At 62.8% G+C, this 26201-nt stretch carries 21 protein-coding genes, 2 tRNA genes and 1 pseudogene; 12 read left to right on the top strand and 12 right to left on the bottom strand.

Annotation, left to right across the window (positions count from 1 at the left end; genetic code table 11):
• The first annotated feature begins 1 nt into the window (after position 1).
• The 11 genes from P3C50_RS15225 (at position 2) to P3C50_RS15175 (ending at position 10197) form a co-directional block, all read left to right on the top strand.
• Positions 2-87, top strand: a tRNA-Leu gene (locus P3C50_RS15225).
• Positions 88-184: 97 nt separating this feature from the next.
• A tRNA-Met gene (locus tag P3C50_RS15220) sits at positions 185-261 on the top strand.
• Between the two features lie 126 nt (positions 262-387).
• Positions 388-846, top strand: a complete 459-nt coding sequence (gene rimP, locus P3C50_RS15215) for a ribosome maturation factor RimP (RefSeq protein ID WP_013716994.1) — start codon at positions 388-390, stop codon at positions 844-846.
• Between the two features lie 159 nt (positions 847-1005).
• Positions 1006-2487 carry a transcription termination factor NusA gene (gene nusA / locus P3C50_RS15210; protein ID WP_197855340.1) on the top strand — a complete coding sequence of 494 codons (1482 nt, stop codon included), beginning with the start codon at positions 1006-1008 and terminating at the stop codon, positions 2485-2487.
• A gap of 27 nt (positions 2488-2514) precedes the next feature.
• Positions 2515-5004 carry a translation initiation factor IF-2 gene (gene infB / locus P3C50_RS15205; protein WP_275546657.1) on the top strand — a complete coding sequence of 830 codons (2490 nt, stop codon included), beginning with the start codon at positions 2515-2517 and terminating at the stop codon, positions 5002-5004.
• Between the two features lie 124 nt (positions 5005-5128).
• Positions 5129-5518, top strand: a complete 390-nt coding sequence (gene rbfA, locus P3C50_RS15200) for a 30S ribosome-binding factor RbfA (protein ID WP_024309414.1) — start codon at positions 5129-5131, stop codon at positions 5516-5518.
• A 2-nt stretch (positions 5519-5520) separates the two neighbouring features.
• On the top strand, positions 5521-6441 hold the full coding sequence (gene truB / locus P3C50_RS15195) for a tRNA pseudouridine(55) synthase TruB (RefSeq protein WP_197855338.1): 921 nt from the start codon (positions 5521-5523) through the stop codon (positions 6439-6441).
• Positions 6442-6611: 170 nt separating this feature from the next.
• The gene (gene rpsO / locus P3C50_RS15190; protein WP_004424394.1) at positions 6612-6881 is read left to right on the top strand and encodes a 30S ribosomal protein S15; all 270 of its coding nucleotides are present in this window, start codon (positions 6612-6614) and stop codon (positions 6879-6881) included.
• Positions 6882-7052: 171 nt separating this feature from the next.
• Positions 7053-9158, top strand: coding sequence for a polyribonucleotide nucleotidyltransferase (pnp, locus tag P3C50_RS15185; RefSeq protein ID WP_275546656.1), 2106 nt, complete (start codon positions 7053-7055; stop codon positions 9156-9158).
• Positions 9159-9588: 430 nt separating this feature from the next.
• Positions 9589-9942: a BON domain-containing protein gene (locus tag P3C50_RS15180; RefSeq protein ID WP_197855336.1), complete on the top strand. Its 354-nt coding sequence runs from the start codon at positions 9589-9591 to the stop codon at positions 9940-9942.
• A 57-nt stretch (positions 9943-9999) separates the two neighbouring features.
• Positions 10000-10197 carry a CsbD family protein gene (locus P3C50_RS15175; protein WP_090433494.1) on the top strand — a complete coding sequence of 66 codons (198 nt, stop codon included), beginning with the start codon at positions 10000-10002 and terminating at the stop codon, positions 10195-10197.
• A 201-nt stretch (positions 10198-10398) separates the two neighbouring features.
• Here the strand turns inward: P3C50_RS15175 and P3C50_RS15170 are convergent, their stop codons facing one another.
• The 7 genes and pseudogenes from P3C50_RS15170 to P3C50_RS15140 form a co-directional block, all read right to left on the bottom strand.
• On the bottom strand, positions 10399-10701 hold the full coding sequence (locus P3C50_RS15170) for a DUF2845 domain-containing protein (protein ID WP_275546655.1): 303 nt from the start codon (positions 10699-10701) through the stop codon (positions 10399-10401).
• Between the two features lie 13 nt (positions 10702-10714).
• Complete coding sequence (locus P3C50_RS15165) at positions 10715-11023, bottom strand: DUF2845 domain-containing protein (protein WP_197855333.1); 309 nt, start codon at positions 11021-11023, stop codon at positions 10715-10717.
• Positions 11020-13903 (bottom strand): annotated as a pseudogene (locus P3C50_RS15160) (DUF748 domain-containing protein). Before P3C50_RS15160 ends, P3C50_RS15165 begins: the two are co-directional and overlap by 4 nt.
• Positions 13904-14005: 102 nt before the next feature.
• The gene (locus P3C50_RS15155; RefSeq protein ID WP_275546654.1) at positions 14006-15022 is read right to left on the bottom strand and encodes a class I SAM-dependent rRNA methyltransferase; all 1017 of its coding nucleotides are present in this window, start codon (positions 15020-15022) and stop codon (positions 14006-14008) included.
• Between the two features lie 166 nt (positions 15023-15188).
• Positions 15189-16055, bottom strand: coding sequence for an oxygenase MpaB family protein (locus tag P3C50_RS15150; RefSeq protein WP_275546653.1), 867 nt, complete (start codon positions 16053-16055; stop codon positions 15189-15191).
• Between the two features lie 69 nt (positions 16056-16124).
• Positions 16125-18062 carry an acetate--CoA ligase gene (acs, locus tag P3C50_RS15145; RefSeq protein WP_275546652.1) on the bottom strand — a complete coding sequence of 646 codons (1938 nt, stop codon included), beginning with the start codon at positions 18060-18062 and terminating at the stop codon, positions 16125-16127.
• Between the two features lie 64 nt (positions 18063-18126).
• The gene (locus P3C50_RS15140) at positions 18127-19224 is read right to left on the bottom strand and encodes a DJ-1/PfpI family protein (protein WP_275546651.1); all 1098 of its coding nucleotides are present in this window, start codon (positions 19222-19224) and stop codon (positions 18127-18129) included.
• A 105-nt stretch (positions 19225-19329) separates the two neighbouring features.
• On the opposite strand from P3C50_RS15140, the gene P3C50_RS15135 reads away from it, so the two are divergent.
• Positions 19330-20298 carry a GlxA family transcriptional regulator gene (locus P3C50_RS15135; RefSeq protein WP_275546650.1) on the top strand — a complete coding sequence of 323 codons (969 nt, stop codon included), beginning with the start codon at positions 19330-19332 and terminating at the stop codon, positions 20296-20298.
• Between the two features lie 28 nt (positions 20299-20326).
• Here P3C50_RS15135 and pgi read toward each other — a convergent pair whose 3' ends face one another.
• The 5 genes from pgi to P3C50_RS15110 form a co-directional block, all read right to left on the bottom strand.
• Positions 20327-21991 (bottom strand): glucose-6-phosphate isomerase, encoded by a 1665-nt coding sequence (pgi, locus tag P3C50_RS15130; RefSeq protein ID WP_275546649.1) that lies wholly within the window; start codon positions 21989-21991, stop codon positions 20327-20329.
• A 79-nt stretch (positions 21992-22070) separates the two neighbouring features.
• Complete coding sequence (panC, locus tag P3C50_RS15125) at positions 22071-22928, bottom strand: pantoate--beta-alanine ligase (RefSeq protein ID WP_275546648.1); 858 nt, start codon at positions 22926-22928, stop codon at positions 22071-22073.
• The gene (gene panB / locus P3C50_RS15120; protein ID WP_275546647.1) at positions 22925-23725 is read right to left on the bottom strand and encodes a 3-methyl-2-oxobutanoate hydroxymethyltransferase; all 801 of its coding nucleotides are present in this window, start codon (positions 23723-23725) and stop codon (positions 22925-22927) included. The genes panC and panB overlap by 4 nt, the downstream gene beginning before the upstream one ends.
• Before the next feature lie 271 nt (positions 23726-23996).
• On the bottom strand, positions 23997-24485 hold the full coding sequence (folK, locus tag P3C50_RS15115) for a 2-amino-4-hydroxy-6-hydroxymethyldihydropteridine diphosphokinase (RefSeq protein ID WP_275546646.1): 489 nt from the start codon (positions 24483-24485) through the stop codon (positions 23997-23999).
• Positions 24482-25870 carry a polynucleotide adenylyltransferase PcnB gene (locus P3C50_RS15110; protein WP_275546645.1) on the bottom strand — a complete coding sequence of 463 codons (1389 nt, stop codon included), beginning with the start codon at positions 25868-25870 and terminating at the stop codon, positions 24482-24484. Before P3C50_RS15110 ends, folK begins: the two co-directional genes overlap by 4 nt.
• Positions 25871-26201: the final 331 nt, after the last annotated feature.

The following is a 26201-nucleotide window of genomic DNA, read 5'->3' as shown; positions in this document are numbered from 1 at the left end:
TGCCGAGGTGGTGGAATTGGTAGACACGCTACCTTGAGGTGGTAGTGGCCATAGGCTGTAGGGGTTCGAGTCCCCTCCTCGGTACCATACTCAAGAAAGCCCGCAGTTAGCGGGCTTTCTTGTTGCTGGAGTGTTTGGTTGACCCTTGCCAGGGGGTGGCCGTATAATTCCGGCCCAGCTTTGACGCGGGGTGGAGCAGTCTGGTAGCTCGTCGGGCTCATAACCCGAAGGTCGTAGGTTCAAATCCTGCCCCCGCAACCAGTTTCAGAAGCCCCTTTTAAGGGGCTTTTTGTTAGCTGAAACACAGTGTCCGCTGCTCTATCGCGGACAGACGGGATGGGCGTTTCGCCCATTTTTTATTTGCACAGCATGCACGAGGGCCGTTAAGTGTCGAGCAAGCTAGAACAGTTGCAGGCCTTGTTGGCCCCGGTAATCGAGGCGCTCGGTTATCAGTGTTGGGGCATCGAGTTCCTGTCGCAGGGGCGTCATTCGCTGCTGCGTGTCTATATCGATAAGGCCGACGGTATCCTGATCGACGATTGTGAAATCGTCAGCCGTCAGCTCAGTGGTGTACTCGATGTCGAGGACCCGATTTCCTCCGAGTACACGCTGGAAGTTTCTTCTCCCGGGATGGATCGCCCGTTGTTCACCCTTGAACAGTTTGCGGCGCATGTCGGTGAGCAAGTGAAGATCAAGCTGCGTTCGCCTTTCGACGGGCGTCGTAACTTCCAGGGCCTCCTTCGCGGTGTGGAGGAGCAGGACGTGGTGGTGCAGGTGGATGACCACGAGTATCTGTTGCCGATCGACCTGATCGACAAGGCCAATATCATCCCCCGATTTGATTGAAATGCGAATCTGCGTCGCTGCCGGGCTGCCAGCCTTCTGTGCAGTTCGAGCGACTCAGATGGCGCGAAGGTAGCGCGGCAGCTCACGTGTTTGGCGCCCATGGCGTAAACGTGACGCGGATTGCGCATAACCAATGGATTGCGAAAGGCGAGGCGTACGATGAGCAAAGAAGTACTGCTGGTTGTTGAGTCGGTATCCAACGAGAAGGGTGTACCGGCCGGCGTGATTTTCGAGGCGCTGGAGCTGGCTCTGGCGACCGCCACCAAGAAGCGGTTCGAGGACGAAGTCGATCTGCGTGTGTCGATCAACCGACACAACGGCAGCTACGAGACCTTCCGTCGCTGGACCGTGGTCGACGAGTCCGAATTCGACGATCCGGCTCACCAGCTGACCGACGACATGCCGCAGGCCGTCGAGGCCAACGCCAAGATCGGTGATGTGCTCGAAGAGAAAGTCGAGTCCATCGAGTTCGGCCGTATCGCCGCGCAAACCGCCAAGCAGGTCATCGTGCAGAAAGTGCGTGAGGCCGAGCGTGCGCAGGTGGTCGATGCCTACCGCGAGCGCCTGGGGGAGATCATCTCCGGCACCGTGAAGAAAGTCACCCGCGATAACGTCATCGTCGACCTAGGCAACAATGCCGAGGCGCTGCTGGCCCGCGAAGACATCATCCCACGCGAGACTTTCCGCGTTGGCGTGCGTCTGCGTGCCCTGCTCAAGGAAATTCGTACCGAGAACCGCGGCCCGCAGTTGATCCTGTCGCGTACCGCTCCGGAAATGCTGATCGAGCTGTTCCGCATCGAAGTACCGGAAATCGCCGAAGGGCTGATCGACGTCAAGGCCGCCTCCCGTGATCCGGGCTCGCGCGCCAAGATCGCCGTGCGCTCCAAGGACAAGCGTATCGACCCGCAGGGCGCCTGCATCGGCATGCGCGGTTCGCGCGTTCAGGCCGTTTCCGGCGAGCTGGGTGGCGAGCGTGTCGATATCGTGCTGTGGGACGACAACCCCGCGCAGTTCGTGATCAATGCCATGTCGCCGGCTGAAGTGGCTGCGATCATCGTCGACGAAGATGCCCATGCCATGGACATCGCCGTTGGCGAAGACAACTTGGCTCAGGCCATTGGTCGTGGCGGTCAGAACGTACGTCTGGCCAGTCAGTTGACCGGCTGGACGCTGAACGTGATGACCGAGGCGGACATTCAGGCCAAGCAGCAGGCGGAAACCGGCGACATCATGCAGTCCTTCATCGACGAGCTGGAAGTCGACGAAGAACTGGCTCAAGTCCTGGTCGAAGAGGGTTTCACCAGTCTCGAAGAGATTGCCTACGTACCCATGGAAGAAATGCTCAGCATCGATGGCTTTGACGAGGACATCGTCAATGAGCTGCGTGCACGGGCCAAGGATCGTCTGCTGACCAAGGCGATCGCCAACGAGGAGAAGTTGGCCGATGCCCATCCGGCGGATGATTTGCTGGAACTGGAAGGCATGGACAAGGCGCTGGCTCTTGAGCTCGCGCTGCGCGGCGTGATTACCCGTGAAGACCTGGCCGAGCAGTCGATCGACGACCTGCTCGACATCGACGGCATCGACGAAGAGCGTGCCGGCAAGCTGATCATGGCCGCTCGAGCCCACTGGTTCGAATAAGCGGTTGCGGCCTGAGGAGAAAGATGCATGACGCAAGTCACGGTGAAAGAACTGGCCAAAGTGGTCGACACTCCGGTTGAGCGCCTGCTGCAGCAGATGCGTGAAGCTGGCCTGTCCCACAGCAGTGCCGAACAAGTAGTGACCGATAGTGAGAAACAGGCCCTGCTGGCCCATCTCAAGAGCAGTCACGGCGACAAGGTCGAAGAGCCGCGCAAGATTACCTTGCAGCGCAAGACCACCAGCACCCTCAAGGTTGCTGGCAGCAAGACCATCAGCGTTGAAGTGCGCAAGAAGAAGACCTTCGTCAAGCGCAGCCCGGAAGAGCTCGAGGCCGAGAAGCAGCGTGAGCTGGAAGCTCAGCAGGCAGCTGCCGAGGCCGAGCGTCTGAAGGCCGAGGAAGAAGCCAAGCGCAAGGCCGAGGAAGAGGCCAAGCGTCAGGCTGCGGCCGCCGCTACCGAAGCCCCTGCACCCGCTGCTGCGCCGGTCCCGGCCAGCGAGCCCGTGGTTGCTGCTGCTCCGGTTGTCGACGCCGAGCGCAAGAAAGAGGAAGTGCGCCGTCCCGAGAAGGCGCGCAGCGACGAAGACGAGCGTCGTGATCGCAAGCACGCGCAGCACCGTCCGACCCTCAAGGAAAAGGCACCAGCTCCGCGTGTCGCACCGCGCAGTGTCGACGAAGAGAGCGACGGCTTCCGTCGTGGCGGTCGCGGCAAGGCCAAGATGAAGAAGCGCAACCAGCACGGCTTCCAGGCTCCGGCCGGTCCGGTTGTGCGTGAAGTGTCGATTGGCGAGACCATCACCGTGGGCGAACTGGCCCAGCAGATGTCGGTGAAGGCCGCTGAAGTCATCAAGTTCATGTTCAAGATGGGCTCGCCTGCCACCATCAACCAGGTACTGGATCAGGAAACTGCCCAGCTGGTCGCCGAAGAGCTGGGCCACAAGGTCAAGCTGGTCAGCGACAACGCGCTGGAAGATTCCCTGGCCGAGTCGCTGAAGTTCGAAGGCGAGGCCATGTCCCGTGCGCCGGTGGTGACCGTGATGGGTCACGTCGACCACGGTAAGACCTCGCTGCTCGACTACATCCGTCGGGCCAAGGTGGCTTCCGGTGAAGCGGGTGGCATCACCCAGCACATCGGTGCCTACCACGTGGAAACTGACCGCGGCATGGTCACCTTCCTCGATACCCCCGGTCACGCCGCGTTCACCCAGATGCGTGCCCGTGGTGCCAAGGCCACCGACATCGTCATCCTCGTCGTCGCTGCTGACGACGGCGTGATGCCGCAGACCCAGGAAGCCGTGCAGCACGCGAAAGCCGCTGGCGTGCCGATCGTGGTCGCGGTGAACAAGATGGACAAACCGGAAGCCAACCCGGACAACATCAAGAACGGCCTGGCCGCGCTGGACGTGATTCCGGAAGAGTGGGGCGGTGACGCACCGTTCGTACCGGTTTCTGCCAAAGCCGGTACCGGTATCGACGAGTTGCTCGAAGCCGTGCTGCTGCAGGCCGAGGTTCTCGAACTGAAAGCCACTCCGACCGCGCCTGGTCGTGGTGTCGTGGTCGAGTCGCGTCTGGACAAGGGCCGTGGCCCGGTCGCTACCGTACTGGTTCAGGACGGTACCCTGCGTCAGGGCGACATGGTTCTGGTCGGCGTCAACTACGGCCGCGTGCGTGCCATGCTCGACGAGAACGGCAAGCCGATCAAGGAAGCCGGTCCGTCGATTCCGGTCGAGATCCTCGGCCTGGACGGAACGCCGGATGCCGGTGACGAGATGATGGTGGTGGCCGACGAGAAGAAGGCCCGCGAAGTTGCGCTGTTCCGTCAGGGCAAGTTCCGCGAGGTCAAGCTGGCTCGCGCCCACGCGGGCAAGCTGGAAAACATCTTCGAAAGCATGGGCCAGGAAGAGAAGAAGACCCTCAACATCGTCCTCAAGGCCGACGTTCGTGGTTCTCTGGAAGCCCTGCAGGGCTCGCTCAGCACCCTGGGCAACGACGAAGTGCAGGTGCGTGTGGTCGGTGGCGGCGTCGGTGGTATTACCGAGTCCGATGCCAACCTGGCTCTGGCTTCCAATGCCGTGCTGTTCGGCTTCAACGTCCGTGCTGACGCTGGTGCGCGCAAGATCGTTGAGTCCGAAGGCCTCGACATGCGCTACTACAACGTCATCTACGACATCATCGAAGACGTCAAGAAAGCGCTCACCGGTATGCTCGGCAGCGATGTTCGCGAGAATATCCTGGGCACCGCGGAAGTGCGTGACGTGTTCCGTTCACCGAAGTTCGGCGCCGTCGCTGGCTGCATGGTCATCGAGGGCACCGTCTACCGCAACCGTCCGATCCGCGTACTGCGCGAGGACGTGGTGATCTTCGAAGGCGAGCTGGAATCGCTGCGTCGCTTCAAGGACGACGTCGCCGAAGTGCGTAACGGCATGGAGTGCGGTATCGGCGTGAAGAGCTACAACGACGTCAAGGTCGGCGACAAGATCGAAGTGTTCGAGAAGGTCCAGGTGGCGCGCAGCCTGTAAACACAGCTGCAAGCCTCAAGCGGCAAGCTTCAAGAGGTGGCCTGGCCCACCTGTTGAGCTTGCCGTTTGGCTTTTTGGTATTTTTTAGCTTGAAGCTTAGCGCTTGAAGCTTGAGGCAGCTTTTATGGCCAAAGATTACAGCCGTACTCAGCGTATCGGTGATCAGATGCAGCGCGAGCTGGCAGTGTTGATCCAGCGCGAGATCAAGGACCCGCGCCTGGGTCTGGTAACCATCACCGCCGTCGACGTGAGTCGCGACCTGTCCCATGCCAAGGTGTTCATCACCGTGATGGGCAAGGACGACGACGCCGAGCAGATCAAACTCAACCTGGAGATTCTCGGTGAGGCAGCCGGCTATCTGCGCATGCTGCTGGGCAAGTCGATGAAAGTGCGCACCATCCCGCAACTGCACTTCCAGTACGACGCCAGCATTCGTCGCGGTGCCGAGTTGTCGGCACTGATCGAGCGTGCGGTGGCGGAAGATCGCAAGCACCAGGACGGCAGCGAGGAATAAGCGTGGCGCAGGTCAAACGTATTCGCCGCAAGGTCGACGGCATCATCCTCCTGGACAAGCCGCGTGGCTTCACCTCCAACGCGGCGCTACAGAAGGTACGCTGGCTGCTCAATGCCGAGAAGGCCGGGCATACCGGTAGCCTCGATCCGCTGGCAACCGGCGTGCTGCCGCTGTGCTTCGGTGAGGCGACCAAGTTTTCCCAGTACCTGCTCGATGCCGACAAGGGTTACGAGACGGTGGCCCAGCTCGGCGTGACCACCACCACCGGCGATGCTGAAGGTGATGTGCTCGAACGCCGCGCGGTGACCGTTGGTCGCACTGAAATCGAGGCCCTGTTGCCGCGTTTTCGCGGGGAAATCAAACAGATACCCCCGATGTACTCCGCCCTGAAGAAGGACGGGCAGCCGCTGTACAAGCTGGCCCGTGCAGGTGAAGTAGTGGAGCGCGAGGCGCGTTCTGTTACTATTGCGCGCCTGGAATTGCTGGCTGTGGAAGGTGAGCAGGCGCGTCTGGCGGTGGATTGCAGCAAAGGCACCTACATTCGCACCCTGGTCGAAGACCTCGGCCAATTGCTCGGTTGCGGCGCCCATGTCGCCGAACTGCGTCGGACCAAGGCCGGCCCGTTCGATCTGGCGCGCACCGTGACGCTTGAAGAGCTGGAAGCGGTGCATGCCGAGGGCGGCAGCGCAGCGCTCGATCGCTTCCTACAGCCGGTCGACAGCGGGCTGCTGGACTGGCCGCTGCTGCAGTTCTCCGAGCACAGCGCGTTCTACTGGCTGCAAGGGCAACCAGTGCGGGCACCGGAAGCGCCGAAGTTTGGCATGGTGCGGGTACAGGATCACAATGGTCGCTTCATCGGTATCGGTGAAGTGAGCGACGATGGGCGTATCGCCCCGCGGCGACTGATTTATACCGGCGCGTAGCGCCGACAGTTTCGGCCGAAATGGCTGAAAGCCTGATGCTGACGATGTCGTCATCAGGTGTTGCGAGGGTGGCTGTTAGTAGGCACGGTCATTCCTCTTTTTAAAACACGGGAAGCGATTCCCGGCCTATTGAGACTGCCTCGGCAGTTTCCAGATGAGAGGAAGCCAACATGGCACTCAGCGTTGAAGAAAAAGCCCAGATCGTTAACGACTACAAGCAAGCTGAAGGCGATACCGGTAGCCCGGAAGTGCAGGTTGCCCTGCTGACCGCCAACATCAACAAGCTGCAAGGTCACTTCAAGGCCAACGGTAAGGATCACCACAGCCGTCGTGGTCTGATCCGTATGGTTAACCAGCGTCGTAAGCTGCTGGACTACCTGAAGGGTAAAGACACCAGTCGTTACAGCGCCCTGATCGGTCGCCTGGGCCTGCGTCGTTAATAGACGCGAGCTGCACAAGTTGGAAGCTGGGAGTTCGGCGCCGCGAGTGGGGAGTGATCCTCACCTCGTGGCGTCGGGCTTCCAGCTTTCGGCTTTTCGAGGGATGCACCGGGTCCGACTCCCGCGCTTCTTTCCAATTTCCCCCAAGGCAACAAAGAGAAGGAAAACACCGTGAACCCGGTAATCAAGAAATTCCAGTTCGGTCAGTCGACCGTTACCCTCGAGACTGGCCGTATCGCCCGTCAAGCCTCCGGCGCAGTGCTGGTCACCGTTGACGACGACGTCAGCGTGCTGGTTGCCGTCACCGGCGCCAAGACCGCGGACCCGAGCAAGGGCTTCTTCCCGCTCTCCGTGCACTATCAGGAAAAGACCTACGCAGCCGGCAAGATCCCTGGCGGTTTCTTCAAGCGTGAAGCGCGTCCTTCCGAGAAAGAAACCCTGACCTCGCGTCTGATCGATCGTCCGATCCGCCCGCTGTTCCCGGAAGGCTTTCAGAACGAAGTGCAGGTCATCTGCACTGTAGTTTCCACCAGCAAGAAGACCGATCCGGACATCGCTGCGATGATCGGTACCTCGGCTGCCCTGGCTATCTCCGGTATTCCGTTCAACGGCCCGATCGGTGCCGCGCGCGTCGCCTTCCACCCGGAAACCGGCTACCTGCTGAACCCGAATTACGAGCAGCTGAAAGCCTCTAGCCTGGACATGGTGGTTGCGGGTACCAAAGACGCCGTACTGATGGTCGAATCGGAAGCCAAAGAGCTGACCGAAGACCAGATGCTCGGCGCCGTGCTGTTCGCCCATGAAGAGTTCCAGGCTGTCATTCAGGCTGTCGCCGAGCTGGCTGCCGAAGCTGGCAAACCGACCTGGGACTGGCAGCCGAAGCCGGAAAACACCGCGCTGCTGAACGCCATCCGTGGTGAGTTCGGTGATGCGATTTCCCAGGCCTACACCATCACCATCAAGCAGGATCGCTACGCGCGTCTGGGCGAGCTGCGTGATCAGGTCGTGGCCAAGTTCTCCGGCGAAGAGGATCAGCCTACTGCCGGCGAAGTGAAGGAAGCCTTTGGCGAAATCGAATACCGCACCGTGCGCGAGAACATCGTCAACGGCAAGCCGCGTATCGATGGTCGTGACACCCGTACCGTACGTGGCCTGAACATCGAAGTCGGTGTGCTGGACAAGACCCACGGTTCGGCGCTGTTCACCCGTGGCGAAACTCAGGCGCTGGTCGTGGCCACGCTCGGCACCGCTCGCGACGCACAACTGCTGGATACCCTCGAAGGCGAGAAGAAAGACCCCTTCATGCTGCACTACAACTTCCCGCCGTACTCGGTCGGTGAGTGTGGTCGCATGGGCGCTACCGGTCGCCGCGAAATTGGCCACGGCCGCCTGGCCCGTCGTGGCGTCGCTGCCATGCTGCCGAGCGCTGACGAATTCCCGTACACCATCCGCGTGGTATCGGAAATCACCGAGTCCAACGGTTCGTCCTCCATGGCTTCGGTCTGCGGCGCTTCCCTCGCGCTGATGGACGCCGGTGTGCCGATGAAGGCGCCGGTAGCCGGTATCGCCATGGGTCTGGTGCTGGAAGGCGAGAAGTTCGCCGTTCTGACCGACATCCTCGGTGATGAAGACCACCTGGGCGACATGGACTTCAAGGTAGCCGGTACCGCCAAGGGCGTCACCGCGCTGCAGATGGACATCAAGATCCAGGGCATCACCGAAGAGATCATGGAGCAGGCGCTGGAGCAGGCGCTGGAAGCGCGCCTGAACATCCTCGGCCAGATGAACCAGGTCATCGCGCAGTCGCGCAGCGAGCTGTCGGCCAACGCGCCGACCATGCTGGCGATGAAGATCGACCAGGACAAGATCCGCGACGTCATCGGTAAGGGTGGCGCCACCATCCGCGCCATCTGCGAAGAGACCAAGGCCTCGATCGACATCGAAGACGACGGCTCGATCAAGATCTTCGGCGAAACCAAGGAAGCGGCCGATGCTGCCAAGCAGCGCGTGCTGGCCATCACTGCAGAAGCCGAGATCGGCAAGATCTACGTGGGTAAGGTCGAGCGTATCGTCGACTTCGGTGCCTTCGTCAACATCCTGCCGGGCAAGGACGGTCTGGTGCACATCTCCATGTTGAGCGATCAGCGTGTGGAGAAGGTCACCGACGTGCTGCAGGAAGGCCAGGAAGTGAAGGTACTGGTACTGGACGTGGACAACCGCGGCCGTATCAAGCTGTCGATCAAGGATGTAGCTGCTGCTGAGGCCTCTGGCGTCTAAGCACGGCTCGTCTGTTCGAACGAGAAGGGCTCCTGCGGGAGCCCTTTTTTATGTCCGCCTGTCAGGCTCGGCCATCAACCTTCGCGCTCTGCCTTCATTCAGGTCCATTACGAGCCGGGAGTGTCAGGGCTTCGCCCGCCGCGTTGACTGCAGGCGGCCGCTTCACTCTCGCAAAGCGCGGCATCCGCGAATTTTCCGATTCGATCTGACATCACATACGGCTGTACTGTGTAAACCATGCAAATTGCCCGAGTGTTTTTTTCAGACTCGGCGAAATGCAATCAAACGGCTTTCCTTGCTTGTAAATAAGTTGTTGTTTTTAAAGGATTTATTGGTTTTTAAAAAACTGGCACAGCGCTTGCGATAGTACTGGTGAACCTGCAACCAGGAGTTGGTTTGCAGATTGTCTGCAATGTACAGGAGTCGAATCATGAAACAGCCAATCAACCGTTTTGCCGCTACCACCCTGACCGCTGCCGTGCTGAGCATGTCTCTGGCCTCCGCAGCTTTCGCCGCAGAGCCGACCATGCTGGCGGCCAATGACACCGTGGATAAAGCCGAGCAGGCGGTATCCGACACCTGGATCACCAGCAAAGTGAAGTCCACCTTCATCGCTGATTCTGACCTCAGCGCCCTGGACATCAAGGTCGAGACCAACCAAGGCGTGGTTTCCCTGTCCGGCGTGGTGTCCACCGATGCCGAGCGTGACCTGGCTATCGCCAAGACCAAGGAAATCGAGGGTGTGCGTGACGTGTCCGCCGATGCCCTGAAAACCGCTGACTGATAGCCGAGCCGGCCGGGCTGTAGCCCGGCCTAACCTTCTGTCACTGGGAGAATGACCATGAATAGCGACATCATCAAAGGCAAATGGAAGCAGCTCAACGGTCGTATCAAGGAACGTTGGGGCAACCTGACCGATGACGACCTGGACGTCGCCGAGGGCCACAGCGACTATCTGGCCGGCAAGCTGCAAGAACGTTATGGCTGGACCAAGGAAAAGGCCCAGCAAGAGCTGCGCGACTTCAGCGACAAGCTCTAAGCACGGATAGCCTGGTACGGATGCCGCACGAGTACGGATAGCTTCAGATACGGATGTCACATCAGCACGGATGCTGCCGACATGGACGCCTCAGCACGGATAGCGACAGGCACGGATGCTCGAAGGCCCCGCCGGTATGACCGGCGGGGCCTTGATTTTTTATGCGTGCTGAACCGGTTGGGCCGGCACTGCGGCAATACCTTAGCGACCGCGTTTGCTGCGTATCTCGCTCAGGCGACCGCCCTCGAAACGTAAGAAGTGGTACATGCCATTCTTCGGTCCGTAGATCCACTCTTCGACAGTCACCTCGTTGCGAAAACCATAGCTGTCGAGCACTTCCTTGTAGCCAAGAAAATCTCGGCTGGCAGGTTCGCCACACTTGCTCAGCACCTCGGCGCTGGGCGCTGTCTTGCTGACCAGCGCGCTGCCGCAGCGGTAGGTCGAGGACGCCTCGGCCAGCAGGGGCAGGCAGAGCAGCGTCAACAGATAGGCCAATTTGCACATGACAGCTTCCTGCTCAACGTTCGCGACGACGTTCGATGGCGACCAGGCGATTGCCTTCGAAGCGCAGGATGCTGAGCATGCCGTTGCTTGGGCCGTAGACCCATTCCTCGATCATGTATTCGCGACGGTCATAGGAGCCCAGGGTGTAGCCGACCGGATCGCGATGTACCGGCGCGCCACATTTGCGTTCGACCTCGAACGGGCGGTCGCCCAGGCTGACTAGGGCACTGCCGCAGCGCAGCGTATCGGCCTGCGCAGTGGCGCTGAGCAGGCCAGCGGCCAGGGTGGCGAGCGTAAGGAAGGATAAGCGGCGCATGATCATTGGCTGTCCAGGTGCAGTATGGTGAGCACGCGGCCATCGGCTTCCGGCTCGCCCAGGTTGGCATCGATCAGGTAGACGCGCTCATCGTACAGCCCGCCCTGTTCCACCAGATAATCCTTGATCGTTGCAGCGCGTTGCTGAGCCAGCTGGCGCAGCAGCAGCTTGCTCTGCGCCCAGGAATCCAGCACTGCCTTACGCATGTTCTGCTGGCGCTGCTCGCTGTCCAGTTCGGCCCATTCGGCCGGCGGCTGTTGCTTGAGGCGGGTGCGATAGATGCCTTCCAGCAGCGCGGCCTGCTCATCTTCGTCGACCGTCAGCTCATCGGGGCTGGCGGGCACCTTGTCGCCGCGACGTTGCAGCACCTTGTACCACCCTTCGCGGAATTCGCGCTGCAGCCGCTGTTCGGCCAGCAGCGGGCCATCAGCGCTCTGCGCGGCCTGGCCTTCCACCTCCAGACGCAGATTGGGGCGTTCCTCGAGCGCCTTGGCCAGGGTGTCCAGTGCCTGGCGCGCGTCGCCCTCCAGCTGTGCCGAGCCGGCGTTGAACGGTACGGTGCTGAGGTCGACATCGCTGCCGCCGACCAATCCGGCGATGAACTTGAATGGCGCCTGGGCTGCGCGCAGCACCAGATTGCGCAGGGTTTGCCAGACGATGGGCATGACGCTGAACTCTGGGTTGTTCAGATCGCCCTGCACGGGCAGTTCGATGGCGATGCGGCCCTGGGTGTCCTTGAGCAGGGCCACCGCCAGGCGAACCGGCAGGTCGACGGCATCCGGGCTGTCGACACGCTCGCCCAGTTGCAGGTTTTCCACCAGCACCTTGTTCTCGGCATTGAGCTGGCCCTTCTCGATGCGATAGTGCAGGTCGAGGTTGAGGCGGCCCTTGCGGATGCGATAACCGGCGAACTTGCCGGAGTAAGGGGTGATGGTGGTCAGCTCGACGTTCTTGAAGCGCGTGGCGATATCCAGGCTGTTGAGCGGATCGAACGGCGTCAGCTTGCCCTTGATGCTCATGGGCGCATAGCGGTCGACCTTGCCCTGAATATCGACGCTGGCCGCCTGCGGCTTCTGGTTGTCGAGCACGCCGATACGGCCGTTCATCTGCTGGATGGCAGTGGCGAAGTTGGGCGTCAGGCTGAAGTCGGCGAAGTTGGCCGAGCCGTCATTGATGGTCACGCCGCCGATGCGGATGGCCAGCGGCTTGCCGGCATCCGCCTTGTCCTCGTTCGGGGTCGCCGGCTGCGGCACGACCAGTTCGCTGACGTTGGTGGTCAGATTCTCGTTGATCACGAAGCGCGCGTAAGGTTGATCCAGCTCGACACGCTCGATGGCCAGGCTTTCACCGTGGCGATAATCGATGCCGCCGACCCGGACCTGTTTCCAGCGCAGCAGATCGCGCTCGCGCAAGGTATCCAGGGTGTGCAACTGGTCGACCCTGGCGTCACCGGTGACGCTGAGTGCCAGCGGCTCGGTACTCTCAAGCTGCACCTCGAGGTCGCTGCCGAGCAGGCCACTGCGCAGTTCCAGACGAATGAAGGGGCTCAGGTAGGGCCTGCGCCAGGCGCAGGTCGATATCCTGGGTGGCGACCTTGAGCCGGGCGGTGGTCGGGCTCAATTGCACCTGGCCGGCTGCCTGCAACTTGCCCTGTTTGCCCAGGCCGCTGTCGAGCCTGAGGTCGAAGGGCTTGTCGCCGAGGCTGTCGAAATTCTTCAGGTCGAGGTTCAGTGGGCCGACATCTACCGCCACTTCCTGCTGCGGTACGCGGTCGGCCAGGTGAGCCTTGTAGTCGCGCAGTTGCACGTCCTGCAACAGCACCTGCCAGGGCTCGCTCTCGCCGGATTGCTCGGCGGGTTCGGCAGTTTCGCTCTTGGCGCTTTCTGGTTTGGCAAACAGCTTCTGCCAGTCCAGTTGACCGTCGGCTTCGCGTGCTGCCCAAGCCTCCAGGCCCTGGCTGCGCACCTGGCCGACCACCACTTGCTGCTTGGCCAGGTCGAGGCTGCTGTCATCGATATCCAGGCGCTGCAGGCGCACCAGTGGTTTGCCTTGTGGGTCGTCGATGGCGAAGGGCGCCAGCTGCACCTTGATCTTGCTCAGTTGCAGCTCCGTGCTGCTGGACAGGTCGAGCCGGTAGTCGCTGCTGAGGTCGACCAGGCCCTCCTTGAGCACCAGCGGCAGTGCGTCGCGCACGTACGGCCAGAAGGTGCTCAGGCGACCATCGCTGATGCTCAGACTGCCGCTGGAGGTGATGGGCGTCAGGCTGACCTGACCGCGCCAGTCGATCCGTGCGCCGTGCGGGCCACTGGCGGTCATGGTCATCTGCGCGTTGTCGCCGGCCAGGGTGCTGAGGTTGTGCAGCTCCAGATCAAGTGAGTCGTAAGCGAACTCCACCGGCTCGCTTGGGCGTAGATCCTGGAAGCGCAGGGCTTTCTCCCGCAGGCGAATGCTGTCGATGCGCAGCGGGAAGGGCTCGCTGCTTTCGGCCTTGGGTTCTGCCTGGCTTTCCGGCAGGCGGAACAGCTGGGTGAGATTGAGCGTCCCGTCCTTGGCGAAGAGGATTTCGGTTCGCGCACCATCCAGTTCGATATCGCTCAGGTGCAGGGCACCGCTCCACAGGCTGTCGCTCTGCAGGTTGGCGTACAGGCGCTGGAAGCTCAGTTGCTCCTGGCCGCTTTCACCGATCCGCAGGCCCCAGAGGCTGAGTTCGAGGGTGAAGGGGTTGAGCTGCAGGCGTTGCAGCGAGGCCGGTAGCGTGGCGTACTGCGCCAACTGCTGGTTGGCGATGCGCAGGGCGATGCCCGGCAGAATCAGAAAGCCGATCAGGCTATAGAGGAAAACGGCGATCAACAGTGCGCTCAGCGCGCGCTTCAGTCCTTTGGGCATGGCTTGGCGTCATCTATCCAGACGAGGAGACGCCTTGGAGTATGGCACGGCGTTTCGGTTCCGGTCGTCATCGCCGCAGTCAGATTGCGCCCAAGTCCCGGTTCAGAGGTGCAGGACCAGGGTTTTCAGTGGCGGCCTGGCGTCCGTGGAAGGGAAGTCCGATGCCGGGGCGATGACCTGACAATCCTGTACGGGGCGGCCCAGTTTTTCTGCGCAGCGTAGTACCTGCAAGCGCCAGTCGCTCATCTCCACTTTCGCCAGGTTGTTGCAGCACACCAGCGTGCCGCCTTCGGCAGTGGCCAATAGTGCCGGTTTGAGCAGGCTCTGGTAGTCGCGCAGTAGGTCGACCGTGCCGAAGGCGCTCTTGGCCCAGGCCGGTGGGTCGAGAAAGACCAAATCGAACTGGCGCGGCTGCAGGCGCGGGTAGCTCGGCAGCTTCTGCCCGCGGCGGCTGCTGATCGGCAGATCGGCCAACTGGCGGATGGCCGGGAAATAGTCGGACTGGATGAACTGCATGGCCGGCAGTTCAGGATTCAGCGCACCATTCTCGCGGCCTACAGCCAGGTTGCCCTGGGCGAAGTCCAGGTTGATCACCTCGCTTGCGTCGCCGGCTGCGGCGCACAGGCCGACCCCGCAGGTGTAGGCGAACAGGTTGAGCACGGACTTGCCGGCACTGTTGGCCTTGACCCAGCCGCGGGCGTTGCGCAGGTCGAGAAACAGCAGCGGGTCCTGCCCGGCATGGCGGCCGCGCACGCGGTAGTTCAGCCCCCATTCATGGCCGATCATGTCGGCCAGGGCGGCCTCGCTGGCCTGGAACAGGGTCGGGTCGCGGTCGATACGCGAGTTGCTCCTGGAACGGTCGTTGTAGACCGGCAGCAGGGCCTGGCCAAGATGGGCCTCGACGCTGTCTGCGATGGTTTGCAGTTCGTCGGATTGCAGCGGCTGATGAAAGCTTTGCACCAGCAGTTGCGGGCCATAGCGGTCGACGGTCAGACCCGGCGCACCTTCCTGACTACCATGGAACAGCCGGTAACAGTCGGTGCCTTGTGCGTGCAGTTCGACCAGTAGCTGCTGGCGGGCGTCGAGGGCGGCGCGCAGCGCCTGGTCAAGAGAAGGCATGCGCGGCGTCTCGGAGAAAGGAGACCGGCAGTTTATCAAGAAAACGAGCGGCTACCGCAGGTCTGACGTAGCCGGATGCAATCCGGGTGGGTCGAGGAATAGTTGTCCCGGATTGCATCCGAGGCTACGTTTTTTTCGCCTGCGGCCGCGCGCGTTGGCCTCGCATCTAAGGCGTCAGACGCCGTCTGGCACGCTGGGCGGCGCTGTTGCGCACGGCCCAGCGCAGCAGATTAGCGGTGCGCTGCACGCTGGTGCGGATCAGTGGGCGGCGCCAGGCGGCCTGGTGTTCGCCGAGCAGCTCGCTGGCCCAGTCCGGCAGCAGGTCGACGCCTGCCTGCATCATCAGACCACCGAAGGGCTTGGCGAGAATGCTGGGCATCGGTGCGCTATGCAGCAGCCGCACCACTTCGCGGGTGCGTTCATCGCACAGCAGTTGCGGACGCATGCGCTGCAGATAGTCGGCCACGGCCTGAGCCGACTTAGGCACGCCCTGCGCGCCGAGGCGTTCGGCGATCAGCGCCACTTCGCGGTAGTAGCGATCCTGCTCGGCGACCGGCAACTGCGGGTCGACATAGCGCAGGTAGCCGGCGAGAAACTGGCTGACTTCGGAAACATGCACCCAGGTCAGCAGCTCGGGATCGCTGGCGCTATAAGGTCGGCCATCCGGCGCGTGGCCGACTACCTGCAGGTGGATGCGGCGCACCTTGTCGATCAGCTGTTCGGCATCGTGCAGGCCACCATAGGTGGTGCCGGCGATGAACAGGCTGGTGCGGCGCAGACGGCCGAGCATGTCCTGGCGAAAGGTGGAGTGATCCCACACGCCGGCCAAAGCCAGCGGGTGAAGCATCTGCAGGAGCAGGGCGGAGATGCCGCCGACCATCATCGCGGTGAAGTCGGCGTGTACTTCCCAGACCATCGACTCGGGGCCGAACAGGCCGGCATCTCCTCGTGGCTGGTCGAGGTCGAGCACGCCCAGCGATGCGCCGGTGAGGCTGTGTACCTGTTTTTCGATTTGGCGACGTAGGCTTTCCATGACGCGCAGTTTCGGCGCTCGGCAGGCACAAGACAAGGTGCGCCGGCCCTTTCGGGCCGGGCGCGAGGCTCAGCGGTTCAGGCGCTGCTCGGTCAGGCTGTCGACCACGCTGGGGTCGGCCAGAGTGGAGGTGTCGCCCATGTTTTCCAGCTCGTTGCAGGCGATCTTGCGCAGGATACGCCGCATGATCTTGCCCGAGCGGGTCTTGGGTAGGCCTGGCGCCCACTGGATCAGCTCCGGCTTGGCGAAGCTGCCGATTTCCTTGCCAACCAGGGTCAGCAAGTCCTTCTTCAGCTCGTCGGAAGGCTCCTGGCCGTTCATCAGGGTGACGTAGGCGTAGATGCCCTGGCCCTTCACGTCGTGCGGGTAGCCGACCACGGCGGCTTCAGCCACGGCGTCGTGCAGCACCAGCGCGCTCTCCACCTCGGCGGTGCCGATGCGGTGCCCGGAGACGTTGATCACGTCATCCACGCGGCCGGTGATCCAGTAATAGCCATCCTCGTCACGGCGCGCGCCGTCGCCGGTGAAGTAGTAGCCGGGATAGGGCTTGAAGTAGGTGTCGACCATGCGCTGATGGTCGCCATAGACGCTGCGGATCTGGCTCGGCCAGCTGGCCTTGATCGCCAGCACACCTGCGCCCGCACCAATGATCTCCTTGCCCTGTTCATCCAGTAGCACCGGCTGCACGCCAAAGAACGGGCGGGTGGCCGAACCCGGTTTCAGATCGGTAGCACCGGGCAGCGGGCTGATCAGGATCGAGCCCGTCTCGGTCTGCCACCAGGTGTCGACGATGGGGCAGCGCGCATCGCCGACCACATGGAAATACCATTCCCAGGCCTCGGGGTTGATCGGCTCGCCCACCGTGCCAAGCAGGCGCAGGCTGCTGCGCGAAGTGCCCTTGACCGCCGCCGAGCCCTCACGCATCAGTGCGCGCAGGGCGGTCGGCGCGGTGTAGAAGGTGTTGACCTGGTGCTTGTCGATCACCTGCCAGAAGCGCGAGGCGTCCGGGTAGTTCGGCACGCCCTCGAACATCAGGGTGGTGGCGGCATTGGCCAGCGGACCGTAGACGATGTAGCTGTGCCCGGTAACCCAGCCGACATCGGCGGTGCACCAGTAGATGTCGCCCTCGTGGTAGTCGAACACGTACTTGTGGGTCATCGCCGCGCCGAGCAGGTAACCGCCAGTGGTGTGCAGCACGCCCTTGGGTTTGCCGGTCGAGCCCGAGGTATAGAGGATGAACAGCGGATCTTCGGCGTCCATCGGCTCGGCCGGGCAGTCGGCATCGACTTCCTTGAGCGCCTGGTGGTACCAGATGTCTCGGCCTTCCACCCAGGCCACGTCACCCTGGGTGCGCTCGACCACCACCACGGTAGAAACGTCCGGGCAGCTTTGCAGGGCCTTGTCGACGTTCGCTTTCAGCGGGATGTACTTGCCGCCGCGCACACCCTCATCGGCGGTGATCACGGTGCGGCAGTCGGCATCGAGAATGCGGTCGCGCAAGGCATCGGGGGAGAAGCCGCCGAATACCACCGAATGCACGGCGCCGATGCGTGCGCAGGCGAGCATGGCGTAGGCCGCCTCGGGGACCATCGGCATGTAGATGCATACCCTGTCGCCTTTCTTCACCCCACGGCTTTTCAGTACGTTGGCCAGGCGGCTGACGTTATGGTGCAGCTTGTTATAGGTGATGTGGGCCGACTCGGCCGGGTTGTCGCCTTCCCAGATGATCGCGATCTGTTCGCCGCGTTGTTCCAGATGGCGATCAATGCAGTTGTAGGCGACGTTGAGCTGGCCGCCCTTGAACCATTCGGCGTGGCCCTGCTTCAGGTCACTGGCGTGCACCTGATCCCAGGGCTTGAACCAGTCGAGGAAAGCCTTGGCCTGCTCGGCCCAGAAGGTATCGGGCTGCTCGACAGACTGCTGGTACAGACGCAGGTAGGCGTCGTTATCCAGGTGTGCGCGCTGGCGCACGGCATCTTGCACGGGATGGCGAGTGATCTCGAACATGGCGGGGTCCTTGTAATTTTTTGTCCGCAACGGTCACAAGGTTGCACCCAGGCAGGCGCCTGGTTCAAGGCTTAAACATTTCGACATGCTGCCGGGCCTGTTCGTTCTGCTCATACTCGAGCTGCGCGGCGACCAGACGCTGGGTCGCCGCTCCGTAACGACTGGCGATTGCTGCGAGCGCCTCGTCGAAAGTCTGCGCGGCGCTCACGGCACGTCCCGGCAGCTCTGGCAATTCGCTAGAGTCGCTTCGCTGCGGTATTAACTCCAGCCCGCTGGCGCTGAATACTGGCTGAGGGGCCACGCCCAGCACCTGGGTGCGGAAGGTGCGCGCCCAGGCATCCACACGCAGTGCCAGGCTGACTTCATCTATCCCGGGCAACAGGGTGACGGCGAAGGTTTCGTGCCTCCAGCGCGCGATATAGTTGCCCGCTGCCGTCAGGTAGCCCTGGCTGCCAAGGGTGAACGCCTCGCTGTCATGACGTGTGGACCAGTCGTCGACCCCGAGCTCCCGGCCCAGTGCGCGCGCTTTGGCCGTGCCGGCAATGGCTTCGACCAGCGCGAGTGAGGCTGGCAGGGCTGCGCTGACCCCAGCGGTGGTCATCAGTTGGCCGTCTACCACATAGCGCTGATTTTCCTGCCACAGGGTGTTCGGAAAGTCGCCCAGGCGCTGGTCACGCGAGTACCAATGCCCTGTGGCGCGGCGTCCGTGCAGCAGGCCGGCATGAGCCAGCGGCAGCACGCCGTCGCAGATGCCGATAACGCTCGCGCCCAGCGCCGCTTGCTGTCTGATGAAGTCCAGCAAGCGGGGCTCCTGGCTATCGTGTACGGCAGGCACGATCAGGTAATCGGCGCCCTGGGGGAAGTTGCGCTGAAACTCGGCGATGCTGGCTTCGGCGCGCACACTGAGTGCCGGCATCAATTGCACCGCGCCCGGCTCGGTGGCCACCGCCAGCACCCTGGCCGCGCCGGATCGACGTAGAACCCCGAGGGGCACCACAAAGTCCGTCAGCTCCGTCATCTGGTTCTGTGCGACCACGACCACCACCGGCTGCTCGCGCTCAAAACGCGGCTGGTAGGTGGCCAGTCGTGCTTCAGTGGCGCTCACGTAACCGGCGAAATAGAGCAAGCCCAGCAAGCCTGCCAGTGGCCATTTTCTGTACATGACGTCATTCCTCTGTTTGGGAAATGAGATCAGTCTGGCGTGTGCGTGCCCGGCGCATATGTCATAAACGAGTGAAAACCTGCCATCGGTTACGGGAGGGATGCGATGCCGCACAGGATCTTGCTGTTGGTGTTTCCCGAGTTTCAGTTGCTCGATGCCACCGGGCCGGCGGACGTATTTGCCGCTGTGGATGAACACTTGCCGGTAGAGGGGCGCCCGGCCTATCGGTTAGAGGCGATCTCGCCGCAGGGCGGTCTGGTCGCCTCCAGTAGCGGGCTGTCGATAGAGACCCAGCCGTTGCCCGAGCCGCAGGAAGTGACCGACAGCATGTTGCTGGTTGCCGGCGGATACGGTGTTCAACGCGCCTTGCAGCAGGGGCATGTCGCTCGGTGGCTGATGCGAGCCGGGTCACAGGCGACGCGCTGTGCCTCGGTGTGCACAGGCGCATTTCTGCTGGCGCAGAGCGGTCTGATGACGGGGCGCAAGATGGTCACCCATTGGCGCTATGCCGAGCTGTTGCAGCGGTTATACCCAGACGTGGAGGTCTTGCATGACAGTCTGTTCGTCCATGACGGGGCCTTCTACAGCTCGGCTGGGGTGACTGCGGGTATGGACCTTTGTCTGAGCCTGGTGGAGCAAGACCACGGGCGTGACGTTTCGCTTCAGGTGGCCAAGGGCCTGGTGATGTACCTGAGGCGGCCCGGCGGGCAGCGTCAGTTCAGCGCCGAGTTGCTGGCCCAGCAGGCGCCCGAAGATGGCGTGATGCAACGCTTGCTGACGGAGCTGCGCAAGTCACTGGCTAACCCTTGGGACGTCGAGAGCATGGCGGCCTGCATGAACATGTCGTCGCGTACGCTGCATCGTCATTGCCTGGCCGAACTTGGAGTGACGCCGGCTCGGCTGCTGCTGCACCTGCGTCTGGAGTGTGCATGCCAGTTGCTGGAGGCTGGGCAGGCGTCGCTCAAGCGCGTGGCGCAGAGTAGCGGCTTCGGCAACGAGTACAATCTGAGACAGGCATTTTCCCGGGCGCTGGGGGTGACGCCCGGGGAGTATCGTCAGCGCTTTTGCCGCTAGGCGCACGGATGCGCCCGCCGCTGAACGATCAACCGCGATGCTGGGAGCGGAAGTGCTCGATCAGGCCCTGAGTGGAGGCATCGCTGGCCGTCTCGTCGCTGGTGCCGGTCAGGCGCTGGTAGACCTCCTTGCCCATCTCCTTGCCCAGCTCGACGCCCCACTGGTCGAAGGCGTTGATACCCCAGATGGCGCTCTGCACGAATACCTTGTGCTCGTACAACGCTACCAGCGCGCCGAGGTTGAATGGGGCGATGCGGTTCATTACTAGAATATTGCTCGGTCGGTTGCCGGGAATGACCTTGTGCGGCGCCAGGCGTTGCACATCGTCCTCATTCATGCCCTTGGCACGCAGTTCGGCTTCGGCCTCTTCGCGGGTCTTGCCCTGCATCAGCGCCTGGGCCTGTGACAGGCAGTTGGCGAACAGCCACTGATGATGGTCCGAGAGCGGGTTGTAACTGTTGACCGGGACGATGAAGTCCGCCGGCACCAGCAGGCGGCCCTGGTGCAGCAGCTGGTGGTAGGCGTGCTGACCGTTGCAGCCGACGCCGCCCCAGATGATCGGCCCTGTGGCGATGTCCAGCGGGGTGCCGTCCTGGCGCACGCTCTTGCCGTTGGACTCCATGTCCAGCTGCTGCAGGTGCTTGGTGAAGTTACGCAGATAGTGGTCGTAGGGCAGGATGGCGTGGCTCTGCGCGCCCCAGAAATTGGTGTACCAGATGCCCAGCAGGGCCATCAGCACTGGCATGTTCTCGGCCAGTGGCGCCTGGGTGAAGTGCTGGTCCATGGCATAGGCACCGGCCAGCAGTTCCTTGAAGTTGGACACGCCGATGGCCAGGGCGATAGGCAGACCGATGGCCGACCACAATGAATAGCGCCCACCGACCCAATCCCACATGGGGAAGATATTCTCTTCGCCGATCCCGAACTCGATGGCGGCCTTGCGGTTGCTGGTCACGGCGATGAAGTGGCGGTGCAGTTGCTCTTCCGGGCCGCCCATGGCCAGGTACCAGTCGCGTGCGGCCAGGGTGTTCTTCAGCGTTTCCAGGGTGCCGAAAGACTTGCTGGAGACGATGAACAACGTGGTCTCCGGATCGAGGCGGGCAGTCAGCTCACGGAATTCGCTGCCATCGATATTGGCCAGGTAATGGCAGCGCACGCCGCGCTGGGTGAACGGGCGCAACGCCTCGGAGACCAGCTGCGGGCCGAGGAAGGAGCCGCCGATGCCGATGTTCACCACTTCCTTGATCGGCTTCTCGCTGTAGCCACGCCACAGACCGCTGTGAATGCGGCTGACCAGCTCGGTGACCTGGTTCAGGACGCGGTGTACGTCGGGGATAATGTCATCACCATCAACCACTAGACGCCGGCCAATCGGGCTGCGCAGGGCGGTATGCAGCGCAGCGCGACCCTCCGAAGCATTGACATGCTCGCCGTTGTACAGGGCGGCGATGGACTGCTGCAGGCCAGCCTGTTCGGCCAGCTGGATCAGCAGCTCCAGGCTGCGTTCGTCGATCAGATTCTTCGAGTAATCCAGCAGCAGCCCGCAGCTATCGAGGGAAAAGCGCTGGAAGCGCCGTGCGTCCGCGGCGAAGGCATCGCGCATGCTGAAACCGGCCATTTCCGCGCGGTGCTGCTGCAGGGCCTGCCAGGCCGGCAGGGTGGTAACGTCTTGAGGCTGCTGGTAGTAGGCCATCGGAGCTCCTGATCCGCAAAAGCAACGGCCCGGATCGAACCGGGCCTCCATGAGTGTAACCGTCTGCCTTTGGAGGCAGCTACTGACTCGGCAGTTCAACCACAAGATTGTCGATCAGGCGGGTGCCGCCCAGCTGTGCCGCGGTGAGAATCACCAGATGGAGATCGTCGATCTGTGCCGGACGCAGCGTCACCGCGTTGCGGATCTCCAGGTAATCGGGAACGAAGCCCGCTGCGCGTTGTTGCTCCTGAGCAGCATCGATGAGGCGCGTGTAGTCACGGGCGCCACGGCGCAGTTCATCGGCGATCGCTTGCAGGCCTCGATACAGCGCTGGCGCTGCGCTGCGTTGCCCGGCGCTGAGGTAGCCGTTGCGCGAGGACAGGGCCAGGCCGTCTTCGGCGCGCTGGGTCGGTGCGCCGATGATCTGGATCGGCATGTTCAGGTCCTGCACCAGCGCGCGGATCACCGCCAGTTGCTGGTAATCCTTCTCGCCGAACACGGCCAGATCGGGCTGGACCATATTGAACAGCTTGGTCACCACGGTCGCCACACCCTCGAAATGCCCCGGACGGCTGGCACCACAGAGCCCCTCGGAGACGCCCGGAACGCTGACGCGAGCCTGGTCGCCCATGCCGTGCGGGTAGATCTCGGCGACATCAGGGTGAAACAGCAGGTGGCAGCCGGCGGCCAGCAGTTTTTCCTGGTCGGCGGCAAGCGTGCGCGGGTACTTGTCCAGATCCTCGCCAGCGCCGAACTGCAGAGGGTTGACGAAGATGCTGGCGACCACGAAATCGGCGCGCTGGGCGGCGATCTGCACCAGCGACACGTGGCCGGCGTGCAGGTTGCCCATGGTCGGCACGAAGCCGATCTGCTTGCCCTCGGCCCGAGCCTGGGCCACGGCAGCACGCAGCTCGCGCAGGGTCTTGACCGTGTTCATGCGGAGAAACCGTGTTCGGCCGCGGGGAAGCTGCCGTCTTTCACGGCCTTGACGTAGGCGCTCAGCGCCTCCTGAATGCTGCTCTGACCTTCCATGAAGTTACGCACGAACTTGGCGACGCGGCCGGAGAGCGACAGGCCGAGCATGTCGTGCAGGACCAGTACCTGGCCGTCGGTGCCAGGGCCGGCGCCAATGCCGATAACCGGAATCTTCACCGCCTGAGCGATCTCGGTCGCCAGCTCGCTGGGAACGCATTCGAGCAGCAGCATGGCGGCACCGGCCTGTTCCAGGGCCATGGCGTCGGCGCGCATCTGGCGCGCCTGGGCTTCCTGGCGGCCCTGAACCTTGTAGCCCCCAAGGATGTTCACCGCCTGCGGAGTGAGCCCGAGGTGCGCACACACCGGTACGCCCCGCTCGGCCAGCAGGCGGATCGGTTCGGCCAGCCAGCCGGCGCCTTCGAGCTTGACCACGTGAGCGCCGGCCTGCATCAGCCTGGCGCTGTTGAGCAGGGTCTGTTCGCTGGTGGCGTAGGCCATGAACGGCAGGTCGGCGATGATCAACGCGCCGCTGTTACCGCGTTTGACGCTGGCGGTGTGATAGGCCATCTCGTCGACGGTGACCGGCAGGGTGCTGTCGTGGCCCTGCAACACCATGCCCAGGGAGTCGCCGACCAGCAGCACTTCAGCGCCGGCCTGACAGCAGGCCTGGGCGAAAGTGGCGTCATAAGCGGTCAGCATGGCGATCTTCTCGCCGTTCTGCTTCAGGCTTTGCAGGGTGGTCAGGGTAACGTCAGGCATTTCAAAGGTCCTCGCTCAGGCTCGGTATACCGCTTCTATCTGGCTGCAATCCGGCCTGGATTGGCATCAAAGGTGCGCCCGTCGCTGGGCAACGGGACGCCTATAGTCCTGATGGGGGGGCGCGAAGTCAATTGCGGGTGTTACCGTCATGTTACTGGCGTTACCGCCAATGCCGACGGCAGAAGGCCGCGCTAGAGCTGGCGCGGCCTTGCGGCGGGTAGCAGGCGAGGGTAACCGACGGCTCGGGCGAAGCTGACACAGCCATCGGTGGTTACTGCGGCAGGCGTTCCAGGCCGCTGAAGGGGCAGGCTTGCAGCAGAGCATTGAGGCTGCGGCCGTCCGGCAACTGCAGCTCGGCGGCCAGTTCGGCCAGCGGATAGAGCACGAAGGGGCGGGCGTGCATGTGGTAGTGCGGCACGGTCAGGCGCTCGTCGTCGAGCAGGCGCTCACCGAACAGCAGGATATCCAGATCCAGTGTGCGCGGGCCCCAGCGCTCGGCCTTGCGCACGCGGCCCTGCTCCTGCTCGATGCACTGCAGGGCGTCGAGCAGTTGCCAGGGCTCCAGCTCGGTATCCAGCGCTGCCACGGCGTTGACATAGCGCGGCTGGTCCGCCGGGCCGAGCGGATCGCTGATGTAGAACGAGGATTGTGCCTGCAAGCGGCTGTGCGGCAATTGCGCGATGGCGTTCAGGGCCGCGCGCAGTTGCTGCAGGGGTTCGGCCAAGTTGCTGCCGAGGCCGATGTAGACCCGCTCCATCATTCGCCGCCGCTTTCGCTGCGTTTGCGGCGATTGTTGTTGCGGCGACGTTTGCGCGGCGCATTGCCGGTGCTCTCGCCCTTGCCGGCGAGGTCGCGAATCATCTGCCGGCGCTCGCTGTCGGCGGCATCCTGATAGTCCGTCCACCATTCGCCCAGGCCGCCGGTGTCCTCGCCTGCCAGTTCGCGCAGCAGGAGGAAGTCGTAGCCGGCGCGAAAGCGCGGGTTCTCCAACAACAGGTCGGCACGTTTGCCGCTGCGTCGCGGCAGGCGCTCCTGCATGTCCCAGATCTCGCGAATCGGAATGGTGAAGCGCTTGGGTACGGCGATGCGCTGGCATTGCTCGGCGATCAGCTCGTGGGCGCCTTCCTGCATCGCCGGAATCGGCGGCATGCCCTTGCTCTGCAGCTGCAGTACGCGCGCCGGCAGCGCAGGCCAGAGCAGGGCGGCGAAGAGGAACGCCGGCGTGACCGACTTGCCGTCGTGGATGCGGTCGTCGGTATTGATCAGGGCTTGGCGGATCAGCTTCTCGGTGTACTCGGGGTTGCGCTTGAGCGCCTCGCCGCTGGCCGGGAACAGTTGGGCGAACAGGTCATGTTCGAGCAGCAGGTCGAAGGTGTACTCTGCGTAACCGGCGAGGAACAGCTTGAGCACTTCATCGAACAGGCGCGCCGAGGGAATGTCGCGCAGCATAGGTGCCAGGCGGCGAATCGGTGCGGCGCTGTGTTTCTCGATCTCGAAATCCAGCTTGGCGGCGAAGCGCACCGCACGCAGCATGCGTACCGGATCTTCCAGGTAACGCTGTTCCGGGTCGCCGATCAGGCGTACCAGGTGGTTGCGCACGTCGTGCATGCCTCGGGCGTAGTCGAGGATGTGTTCCTGGGTCGGGTCGTAGTACAGCGCGTTGATGGTGAAGTCGCGGCGCTGGGCGTCGTCTTCCAGGGTGCCGTAGACGTTGTCGCGCAGGATGCGGCCGCTCTCGTGGCGGGCGGCCTGGTTGCTGTTTTCCTCTTCCTCGCCTTGCGGGTGGTTGGCGCGGAAGGTCGCCACTTCGATGATCTCACGGCCGAAGTGCACATGAGCCAGCTTGAAGCGGCGGCCGATCACCCGTGCGTTACGGAACTCGGCCCGTACCTGCTCGGGCGTGGCGCTGGTGGCCACGTCGAAATCCTTGGGGTCGATGTCCAGCAGCAGGTCGCGTACGCAGCCGCCGACCAGATAGGCCTGGTAGCCGGCCTTCTGCAGGCGTTCGACCACGCTGATGGCGTGACGGCTGATCTCGTTGCGATTGAGCGGATGCTGACGACTGCTCAGCACTTCGGGAGTGCTGCGTGGGCGTGGGGCACGGCGCAGAGGTGAGTTGAAAGACTTGAACAGCTTTTTCAGCATGGGATGCACTGTTTGGAGTAGTGGCCGGTCTGCTCCATATGCTGTCGAGGTGCTGCCTGGAGGGCATCGCGGCGTTGAGGGCAGCAGCCATGGGTTCGCTCTCGAGCCCTGAAGGCTACGCTGGCGCCTGCTTCGGCAACCTGTTTCGACGGCATACGGAATGATGACCGCATAATTGCTGCGGATTCTAGCATCGTGTAGGGAGAAGGTGTGTAGAGGGGCGGCAGGCGGGGATTCTGGGACCGGAAGCTACTGGGGGAGCCGAAGCTCCCCCCCAAGTTGGTGCGTGCTCTGTTTTTATTGTTATTGAGGGCCTGTTGTTTTTGTTGTT

The sequence above is a fragment of the Pseudomonas sp. Marseille-Q0931 genome, assembly GCF_940789645.1.
Classification (GTDB): Bacteria; Pseudomonadota; Gammaproteobacteria; order Pseudomonadales; family Pseudomonadaceae; genus Aquipseudomonas.
The sequence above is the reverse complement of the archived record's forward strand: the minus strand, read 5'-3'. Positions and strand labels throughout refer to the sequence as shown.